This is a genomic window from Methylobacterium segetis, assembly GCF_004348265.1.
GTDB lineage: Bacteria > Pseudomonadota > Alphaproteobacteria > Rhizobiales > Beijerinckiaceae > Methylobacterium > Methylobacterium segetis.
Window position 1 is genome coordinate 60512 of record NZ_SMNT01000012.1, and the last position, 7847, is coordinate 68358.

The 7847-nt window shown below is 61.0% G+C and carries 4 protein-coding genes and 5 pseudogenes; 4 read left to right on the forward strand and 5 right to left on the reverse strand.

The genetic code is table 11. From position 1 onward, the window contains the following. Window positions 1–8 precede the first annotated feature (8 nt). Entirely contained in the window at window positions 9–2396 is a 2388-nt protein-coding gene (locus tag E1J50_RS05225) for a hypothetical protein (RefSeq protein WP_132251113.1), read from the forward strand. Between the two features lie 133 nt (window positions 2397–2529). On the opposite strand, the pseudogene E1J50_RS05230 reads toward E1J50_RS05225, so the two are convergent. Further along, window positions 2530–2898, reverse strand: a pseudogene (locus tag E1J50_RS05230) (transposase); the annotation flags it as partial. A gap of 60 nt (window positions 2899–2958) precedes the next feature. Between E1J50_RS05230 and E1J50_RS28305 the strand changes: the two are divergent. Then, window positions 2959–3948: pseudogene (locus E1J50_RS28305) on the forward strand (IS701 family transposase); the annotation flags it as partial. Then, window positions 3915–4052: pseudogene (locus tag E1J50_RS05245) on the forward strand (transposase); the annotation flags it as partial. The pseudogenes E1J50_RS28305 and E1J50_RS05245, both read left to right, overlap by 34 nt. An 11-nt stretch (window positions 4053–4063) precedes the next feature. On the opposite strand, the pseudogene tnpC reads toward E1J50_RS05245, so the two are convergent. The 3 genes and pseudogenes from tnpC to tnpA form a co-directional block, all read right to left on the reverse strand. After that, window positions 4064–5619, reverse strand: a pseudogene (tnpC, locus tag E1J50_RS05250) (IS66 family transposase). Window positions 5620–5671: 52 nt separating this feature from the next. Next, on the reverse strand, window positions 5672–5992 hold the full coding sequence (gene tnpB, locus E1J50_RS05255) for an IS66 family insertion sequence element accessory protein TnpB (RefSeq protein WP_425374910.1): 321 nt from the start codon (window positions 5990–5992) through the stop codon (window positions 5672–5674). Between the two features lie 23 nt (window positions 5993–6015). Then, window positions 6016–6369 (reverse strand): IS66-like element accessory protein TnpA, encoded by a 354-nt coding sequence (tnpA, locus tag E1J50_RS05260; RefSeq protein ID WP_165937784.1) that lies wholly within the window; start codon window positions 6367–6369, stop codon window positions 6016–6018. Window positions 6370–6483: 114 nt separating this feature from the next. On the opposite strand from tnpA, the pseudogene E1J50_RS05265 reads away from it, so the two are divergent. Further along, window positions 6484–6823 (forward strand): annotated as a pseudogene (locus E1J50_RS05265) (transposase); the annotation flags it as partial. A 579-nt stretch (window positions 6824–7402) separates the two neighbouring features. Here E1J50_RS05265 and E1J50_RS27760 read toward each other — a convergent pair. Next, window positions 7403–7847 (reverse strand): hypothetical protein (locus tag E1J50_RS27760; protein WP_207919150.1); only part of this gene is annotated, 445 nt, incomplete at its 5' end.

Below are 7847 nucleotides of genomic sequence, written 5' to 3' on the forward strand. Positions count from 1 at the left end.
AAAAATTGATGCTCGCGGGAGAGATCAAAGAACAAAACTTGCCAGCCCACGCTGATGTTGGCGCTGCTGTCGGCAACTACGCCGTTGGGGTCCGAAATAAAGCCGCTTCTGAAGAATACGCGATCTCAACAGCAATGCTTGGAAACCCGAGTAAAGGAGTTAGGTTACTTCGTTCCATCTCTGACCGCACGCCTCGTGCTCAATTCTTTCTCGCGGCAGCCGAATGGTTACTGGGCAGGGATGCAGATGCTGTCGCTGACCTCAATCACGTTAACTTGTCCACGTCGTCATGGGGCACCGCAGCATCAGAACTTTCCCATTTGATTAATGGTACCCGAACAGTACTTTTAGTCAATCCGTCTCTGGATCTGAACTGGGTCAATGACACTCTCGCAGGGCTGGATGGTCACCTGCATGTTGTTCGCCTCGGCCCGAAGCGGGAGCCTCTCTTATCAAACGGGCAGCCACTAACGCTTACTGATATTGACTGCTCGCGAACCATTGCTCTCAATCTTGGCTTACATAGTGTCAACCCAGCTTCCATCAAATCATGGGGGGTGCCTTGCGTTGGGTGGACGCAAGATGCTGATATTAATCTTGGACAAATAACATCTTTCGCTAATGAATATGACGCCCTTATCTGTTTCACAGGCGGCGAGCACGATATACTGTCGAAGCTAACTAATACACCACTTTATACATATATCGGATTTGAGCCATACTTTATTGGGTATTCAGCTAGCGCTGAAGAAGCGGCAAGTCTAAGATATGCGGCGTCATCATTAGATCGGCCTATTGATGTAGCGTTTGCAGGCGACCCATTCCACTGGGCCTACTATGACAAACATGCGAGATTGTCGAATGTGCTTCGATCTGGTAAAGACTTGAACATAGCGATTATTCGCCGCAGCTTAGGTCATGAGCAGTATTTCAATTTGCTGCGCAGGTCTTCGCTGACGCCGACGTCGACCCGTTTCGAGGCTTCAATTTCGAACAGAATGTTCGACGCCTTGTATAATGGAACCTTGCCATTGTACTTTAACGAATCAATTGTACCTGACATATTAGACGAGTTTTCTGAATTCTCTTTTCAGCTTGAAGATGATTTTTCTTGTCTGGATATGAAATATATTATTGAGGCATGCAAGATAAAGCGCAAACGTCTCATCGCCAATTATAGCGAATTGGCTGAACATCTGAGCGATTGGCGGCCTTCTCGTCGGCTCCAAGCTTCGCGTTTCCTGAGATATTGTTTTCTAACTACAATACTTTCGCGCAACAACTTGCCGGCGTCTGTGGAAGGGCGGCAAGGGCACCGCTTTCGCTTGGCTGTCGATCGACACAACGTGGAGAATTTCGGCGGAAGCTTAATCGAATATGTCGACGCTATCACGTCGAACACTCTAGAACCGCGCACGCCGACAGATCGACTTGTCGGCCTGTTGTCCGTGTGGGGACGGCAAATAACTCACGGCGTCAATAAGGATGCGACCGAAGGAGCAATTGACGACCTTTTAGCAAAATACCCTGCGCTTGCAGAAAGCCTCCTCGGTCATTTTGCGGTGCTTTATCGATACGTCAATGAAAAGAAACTGGATCCGACTCTAAGTTGTGTATCTTCCATCAGGGCGCGGCTGCCGCTAGTGCCTGAAGAAGTTGTTGCTGTGCTAGAGGTTCTTCCTGATATTCCTGTGCTGCTGGGTGGTTACTCCATAGCGCGTGTCCGTCAGATCGTTTTGACCAAACAAGACTTCGAGGTCGCTTTTCATTTTACCGACGGGTTGCTATCCTTAATTAGTGCGTTGTCACTGGTGAACGCTGGCGACCCACTTCGGGCTGCGCCACGCATTGAAAACGCTTTGCTCCGCCTTCCAATCGTCTCGACGCTATCTGCACTCGCTATTTCTATCTATCAAGCAAAACTTACCCAAGCGCCCGATATATCGGCCGCTAAACGGTTAGAATGCCTGCTGCTTGATCTTCGCCAGAACAATGTTGCAGCGTTTTGCGAGGCTCTCAAATCTTCTTCAATTATGTTTCAAGTTGAAAATCTTGTCGAAGATGCGATCGATGCCATGATGGGTATTGAGGACTGGTATTTTGACCATTCCTGGGCTCTTTTTCTTGGGGCGCATTTTGACAAGTTACTCAGCGTTCTACATCGAAGGGGCCTCATCGCGCGACCTGTTCTTAGCTGCTTAGAGAATTCGGAAGCGCTGAGCGAGCGGCCCGCGGCTCGGAAGCTTGTAATCATCGGCCTTATTGGATTAGCGGAGGTTGCTGGGTCGAGGCGAGAAGATATAACAATGATTGGGCAAGTAGGTCGTCGTATTGCTGTTGGTGAGAGTGAGTTATATCCTTTACTTTACTCTCTCGCACGATTTGACCCGCCGTAAGAAAATCCGCCGATTTCAACTCAGTATTGCCCTTCATGCTGCTAAGGTCGTTCGGTAGAGGCTGCCAAATTCTAGCACTAACTCAGTACTTTAGAGTCAGATGTCAGCTTGAAGCGGCTGTGGCAGTGCGGGTAGTGTACTGCCGGCCCACACCGCACGAGGCTTTGCCCTGCTTCAGGAAGCCGGTCTCGTCGATCACCAGCAGCGCGTCGCGTGAGCCGAGTGTCTCGAGGATGTAGTCACGCACCACGTCCCGCAGCGCCGCGGCGTCCCAGTGCGTGCGACCGAGGATGGCCTGCTGACGCCAGGGACCCGGATCACCGGCAGCTTCAGCCCGCATCCAGCCGGTCTTGCGCCGCTCACCCCCGAGCAAGCCGTCCAGGAAGGCGTTGGTGGAGGCGGCGACGCTTGGGGCGGCAAAGAGTGGGCGAATGCGCTGCTTGGCCTGCCGAAGCGTTGTCGACCAGAGCTCCAGCGTCGTCTCAAGGGAGGCTGCAGGCATCGCGCTCTCCCGTCCGAAAACACTCCGATAGAAGCTTCACCCTGCAACTGTAATGCTAACAAGGGCACGCTCTCCGTGGGTGTCGCACGCCTGTGCTGCGCAGCGCTGCGCAGGAAGGCGAACTGCCAGTCGCTCATCTCACTGACCTTCGCACGCGTCGGCGTGCCCGTGCCCGCTGCCCTGCGCCTGTTCCTGCCGGAGAAATGGGTGACCAAACCGGAGCGATGCCGGGAGGCTGGCGTACCCGGCGCGGTCAGCGTAATCCGCGCTCGAAAGGCGAGATGGCACCGGCCGAACTCGACCGTCTGCTGGAAGCGGCATGCGCTTTGGCGTGTTGCTTGCGGACGAGGGCTCCGGCACCAGTGCCACCTTCGGCCGCAGCCTCGACGCGCGTGGCCTGCGATGGGCCGTGGGCATCGCCAACAACCAGACGGTCCACGACGCGCACGTACAGATCGTCGGGTTCGCCGGCGTATGCCAGACCAGGAGCCCCGCGAGGCCGAGGCGGTTCTCGCCGCACCGCCCCGGCGCGTGACGTGGCGCCGGCGCACGAAGGGGACGCTGTCAGCGCGCTTTGCCATCACTCGGGGGCGACGCGGCGATGGAACGGTCTGGACCAACACGCCTGCCCAGCGCCGAGGTCTGGCTGGCCGGCGAGTGGCGTGCCTCAGCCGATCGTAAGATCTACCTCTCCAACCTCCCGACCCGAACGACGCGCCGCGCGCTCATCGGCAGGATCAAGGCGCGCAGGGAGCAGGCGCACCAGCAGATGACGGAAGAGCTCGGCCTTGATCACTTCGAGGGCCGCTCCTGGACTGGTTTGCACCGGCACCCGCTGATGACGTCTATGGCCTACGCCTACCTTCAGCAGTTGCGTCTGGCCACGCATCATCGGCCGGAGCGGGGGAAAATGTTGACCGACCTGCCTGCCGGGACCGCCACCCGCACCGAGCCTGCCGGGGCCGTGCGCCACGCGATCATCGGACGCCTGCTCGTCAGCCCAGGCCCACCCGTCCACTAGCTCGGCTGGCAAGATCACCAACTGCCAGATCGGGGTGTTTGCCGCCTACGTCTCGGATCAGGGCCACGCCTTCATCGACCGTCGGCTGTACCTGCCCAAAGCCTGGACCAGAGACCGTAACCGTTCGGCGAGTGGCCCTGGCGGTCAGGCTGCCTCGGCGGTGGTGGCCAGCGGCGCCCAGTTCCAAGGCAGCAACTCGGCCAGACGCTTGTGGGGATGATCGGCGATGCGGACGAGCACGTCGCGCAGATATGCCTCGGGATCCAACCCGTTCAGCTTAGCCGTCTCGATCAGCGTGTAGAACGCTGCCGCTAGCTCCGCCCCTCGCTGCGAGCCCGCAAACAGGTAGTTCTTGCGCCCCACTGCCACGCCCCGCAGCGCCCGCTCGGCCGGGTTATTGTCGAGCCTGATCCGGCCGTCCTCGAACACACGGGTGAGCGCCGTCCAGCGTGCAAGCAGGTAGCGGAAGGCCTTGGCAAGGTTTGAGGGACCGGAGAGCTGCGGCAGGATCGCCTCCGCGCAAGCCTTCAGCGCCGCTGCCAGTGGTCGGGACCGCGCCTGTCGGTGTCGTCGCCGCTCATCCGGCGGCTGGCCGCTGATGCTTCGCTCCACCGCGTAGAGCGCGCCGATCCGCTCCAGCGCTTCTCGCGCGAGCGCTGACCCGGTTTTGGCGTGCACGTCGAAGAAGTAGCGTCGTGCATGCGCCCAACACGCCGCCTCAACGAGCGGGCCGCCGGGACGGCTCCTCTCGTAGAGGCCGTTGAAGCCGCTGTACCCGTCTGCCTGCAGCACACCCGAGAACGCTGTCAGGTGCGCAAGCGGGTGCTCGCCTCGACGATCGGGCGGGGCGAAGAACACCGCCGCGGGCGCACGCGCCCCGCCATGGGGTCGCTCGTCACGCACGTAGGTCCATAACCGCCCCGTCCTCGTCTTGCCCGTGCCCGGCGCGAGCACCGGGATCGGCGTGTGGTCCCCGTGCAGGGCGGTCGAGCCGGCGATCACCTCCGTGCGGATGAGATCGACGAGGGGGCGGAGCGCTGCTGCGGTCGCCCCCACCCAGCCCGACAGTGTCGAGGTCGCCAGTTCGACGCCGTCCCGCGCGTAGATCTCGGCCTGGCGGTAGAGCGGCAGGTGATCGTCGAACTTGGCCACAGCGATGTGAGCGAGCAGCCCGGGACCGGCGCGACCGCGAGCGATGGCATGGTGGGGTGCGGGCGCCTGCACGACCCGCTCGCAGGCTCGGCAGGAGAACGCCTCGCGCACGTGACGCACGACCTTGAAGCGTCTGGGCACATAGTCGAGGCTCTCCGTCACGTCCTCGCCGATCCGGCGCAATGCGCCACCGCAGGACGGGCAGGCACAGGGACCGGGGTGGAGCACGCACTCGCGCGGCAGGTGCTCGGGCAAGGGTCGACGCGCCGGCTTCTGGCTCGCGGCGTCGACGGCCTCGGCCACGACCGGAGCGGCGGCGAGTCGCTCGGCCTCGTCGACCTCCAGCGCCTCGATGGCCAACTCCAGTTGCTCGACGCGCGCCTTGAGCTTCTCGGACGAGACGCCGAACTGCATCCGCCTCAGACGGGCCAGCTCGGAGCGCAGCTTCTCGATCAGCGTGTTGGCGTGGACAGCCTGCGCGTTAGGCCCACGATCATGCGCTTGAGCGCGTCGACGTCGTCGGGGAGCGAGGCGGGATCGAGAGCCACGCCAACAGCTTAGCTTGAGACGGACTGCGCCGCTACCGTGTTCTCGCCCCGATCAGCCCGCCAGCCGCGGACGGTCGGTGCGCTCCGGCGCGCGCCGGTCGATGCCCTCCAGAAGCATGGCGAGCTGGGCGGGCGTGAGCGCGGCCGCGGCGCCCGCGGTCGCGGGCCAGACGAAACGGCCGCGTTCCAGGCGCTTGGAGAACAGGCACAGCCCCTGGCCGTCCCACCACAGCACCTTGATCAGCCGACCCTGCCGGCCGCGGAAGACGAACACCTGCCCTGAGAAGGGATCGCGCTGCAGGTGATCCTGCACGAGCGCGGCGAGGCCATCGAAGCCCTTCCTCATGTCGGTGTGGCCGGTGGCCAGCCACACGCGCGAGCCTGAGGGAACTGGGATCATCGACCCAGCAGCGTCGCGAGGACGTCACGCACCAGGGCCGGGTCAGCACCGGCTTCGACACGGACGCGATGACCGCCGACCAGTTCGACCTCGATGGCGCCGCCTTGCAGAACCTCCTCACACGGCGACGCCGCCGGCGGTGCTGGCAGCGCGAGCGGCACGAAGGCGGGCGCAACCGGCAGAGAGGCCGCACGCTCTTCGTCCCAGAGCTCGCGCCGCCAGCGGAAGAGAAGCGAGGGGGTCAGGCCATGACGACGGGCCACGGACGAAACCGAGGCGGTGGTGCGCTCCGCCTCGGCGACAATCGCCCGCGTCTCCTCGCGCGTCCACGAGCGGCGCGTGCCGGCCACGACGACATGTGACGGGATCGTAGGTCCAGACATGGGGCGAATACAGGCCTGCGTGACAAGCCCTGTATCCAGCTCCAAGCTCTAGTCGCACAAGGCGCCCATCAGCGAGTGCTTACCAGAGACCCGGCCCGAAGGCGGGCGGAGCATGTGCCGGACGACATTGATTTCCACCAAGCCACAGCTGGCGCTGGCCATGATCGAGCGGGCGATAAAGGCAGAGGTGCCGTTTGCATGGGTGGCCGCCGACAGCATCTACGGGGTGGGCGAGATCGAGCTGGCGCTGCGACGTGCTGACACCGGCTACGTGCTTGGCGTCACCGGTCGGCATCGGTTCTGGTCCTGGGACCAAAACCTCGACGTTGCGGGCACCGCTGAGGAGATCGCCAAGGATCTCTCCAAGACAGACTGGATCCGGCTCTCGGCCGGATCTGGCACGAAGGGACCGCGCCTGTTTGTCGTCGCGCATCCTCCGAGCATCAGTCGGCGTCGTAACAGCACCCAGGCAGCAACATGGCTGAGCTTTACGAAGCCTCCGTTTCAGCCTCGTGGCCTCAGCCGCCAGCTGATGTCACCCCTTTCTTAGATAGCGCAGTGATGCGTCAGACGGTCGAGCAGGGTCCCCCTCATGTTCGCGTTGCCGGACACATCGGCCATACAGCAAGAAGCACGTTCGTGGTCATGATCATAGCCGTTTGCTCGCAGAGCCGCCTCACCGTCGAGAGGGCCCGGCGCACCCGCCGGGCGACGGCAAGGCGGGAAAGGCTCCCAGCTCACCCGCCCGATCTCGGCCGTGGCCCCGTCCGATGCCCGGGTCGGGCTGCGTTGAGCGCGGGACGGTTGGTTGGCCGGTCCCGCAGCCCCATCGACGGCGAAGCAATCGCGCCACTTCCGAGAAGCCGTGGATCAGCCCGCAGCCACGCTCAACAGCGTTCTCGGCCGGAGACCGAAAACCGCCTCATCAACCAGGGATGGACGAGTATGCCCATTGGCCTGCGTGGTTCGGATCATCGACTACTATCACCACCGCTTGCTATCAGACACCGACGGCGATTTGCCCAATTCTCATCGAGCGCAACAAATTTCCATCCTTACGAAACTCTACAACGAATTCGTGTCTACCCGGGGCGATACGACTACCAGAGAACTGGTACTCAAGCCCGCTTTCATAATCTTCGGGCAGGCCATGAAGCAAGTTGACATCCAGTCTCGGAAACCTCGAGCGAGAGAACGGGACAACGCTTGCCCGGGCTCCCTGCAAGCGAATAACAATATCAAGTTGTTCGGATGCGGTACGTTCGGAAAACCCCCAGCCTCTCACTGTAAACCCATGACCAGAATCTAGTCGCCAATTCCCTAGTTCTGAACGTACGTCATTAATTGAATCTATATGAAATCTCTCCCCCCTTCTAGGACTAAGCAGTCTCGAAAACTCAGGAACAAACCTACGAATATTCTTTTTATTGTGTTGCGCGGCCTTC